Genomic DNA, 1,951 nt, shown 5'->3' with positions numbered 1-1,951 from the left:
GAAGCATTGTTATAATAACATCGGTTTTTGATGCAACATCCTTTGCAGAAGTTCCTTCTTCAGCTCCTGCTTTTACAACTTCGTCAACAGCTGATTTATTGATATCAAATACTACAAGGTTATAACCTGCCTTTATCAAATTCTTCGACATCGGTTTTCCCATGATTCCAAGTCCTATAAATCCTATTTTCATACGTTAATCCTCCTGTACTTTAATTTATATTATTATTATCATATTTTCCGCTATTACAATCAATGTTCATTTGCACAAATATAAGTAACTATCCATAATTTGTTTCATATATATGCATAAACAAAATTTGAAACATTATGTAATTGGAGCTGGATTGAATATTCCAAGTGCATTATAGAGTCCATGAATATCCCCATAAGTTTTCTTTCTTCCACTTGCTACATCTATTATTAATTTAAACAATTCCCATCCGACTTCTTCTATACTTTTTTTACCAGTTGCTATTCTACCTGCATCAAGATCTATAAGATCAAACCATTTTTCCTTCAAAGTTGAATTACTGGATACCTTGATCACAGGACTTATCTTCAAATTATAGGTTGTACCTCTCCCCGTAGTAAATACTTGAAGTGTCATTCCCGATGCCAGCTGCATTGTTCCGCAGAAAAAATCACTAGCCGGAGTTGCCGCATAAGTCATTCCTCTCTTTTTAATTCTCTCACCTGGAGAGAGTACATCTACTATACTCGTGGTTCCCGACTTTGCAACAGAACCCAAGGCTTTATCTACTACATTTGAAAGTCCACCTTTTTTATTTCCAGGAGATGGATTCGCATCTCTGTCAACGTGTGATTTTTCAAGGTATTTATCATACCATTTCATTTCCCTGACAAGTTTTTTCAGAACTTTGTCATCTTTTGTTCTAGGTGCAAGAAGGTGTACTGCATCTCTTATTTCCGTAACTTCAGAAAACATAACTTTCGCACCGGCTCTTACAAGAAGATCTGCTGCAAATCCAACAGCAGGATTTGAAGTTATTCCGGAAAAGGCATCACTTCCACCACATTGAAGTCCAACTACAAGATCTGATACAGGACATTCCACTCTTGTACGGGAATTTAGCTTTTCAAGTTTTTTTTCTGCTTTTCTCATTATTTCATCAATCATTTCTTTAAAACCATGACATTCCTGTAAAACTACAAGATCATCGTTTTCTATTTTGGGAAATAATATTGTCGGTACAAGTTTCTCACAGCCAAGACATATAGTGAGAAGCTGTCCCCCAAAATTGGGATTCTTAGATAAATTTCTTATTGCCCTTATCGGTATTTCGGCATTATCACCGTATATAGCTACACCACAACCATATAGGTGATTAAGTGCAACAACATCATCTACATTTTTATATTTTGGAAGAAGTTCACTTCTTATTCTATCTACAGCTACATTTACCACTCCTTCCGAACATTGAACCGTAGTTGTAATTCCAAGAATATTTTTTGTGCCGACACTTCCGTCATCATTTCTGTATCCTAAAAAAGTATAACCTTCAAGGGGATTATAATGCTCCACCATATACCCACTTTTCAAATTATCCAGAGGACATGCCCTGGGAAGTCTTACTTTATCTTCATGAAGCCAGCTTCCTTTTTTAAGATCAGATTTTGCATATCCAATTATTTCACCATATCTTATGATAGGTTCATCTTTTGATACGTCCTCAAGCATTACTTTATTAGCTTCTGGAATATCTGAAAGAAGTTTAAACCCACCATCCAATAATGTATCTTTTTTTAATCCACCTTTATTTACTATAACTGCCACATTGTCTTTAGGATTAATTTTGATATATAGAGGTTCCATATTTCTGACATCCATTATATTTCACTCCTAATATAATAAGTTTATATAGTCGGTTGCAGAATACTGCAGCCATTGATTTTACTAACTTTTTTAACTCTTTAATTATATATTTCA

Annotated in this window: 2 protein-coding genes; both read right to left on the bottom strand. The window is 34.5% G+C overall.

Annotated elements, in window-relative coordinates:
• Positions 1–193, bottom strand: a 193-nt coding sequence (locus ACFHWD_RS20525; RefSeq protein WP_369869490.1) for an NAD(P)-binding domain-containing protein, incomplete at its 3' end; no start/stop codon positions are given.
• 135 nt (positions 194–328) lie between these two features.
• Positions 329–1,852 (bottom strand): galactarate dehydratase, encoded by a 1,524-nt coding sequence (gene garD / locus ACFHWD_RS20520; protein WP_229981423.1) that lies wholly within the window; start codon positions 1,850–1,852, stop codon positions 329–331.
• Between the last annotated feature and the right edge of the window lie 99 nt (positions 1,853–1,951).

The sequence above is a fragment of the Clostridium sp. MT-14 genome (assembly GCF_042436595.1).
GTDB lineage: Bacteria > Bacillota > Clostridia > Clostridiales > Clostridiaceae > Clostridium_B > Clostridium_B aromativorans.
Note: the sequence above shows the minus strand (reverse complement) of the source record. Positions and strands in the feature narration are given on the sequence as shown.

Coding starts and splice junctions, on each gene's coding strand:
- garD (WP_229981423.1), bottom strand. CDS start 1,852: ATGGATGTCAGAAATATGGAACCTCTATATATCAAAATTAATCCTAAA.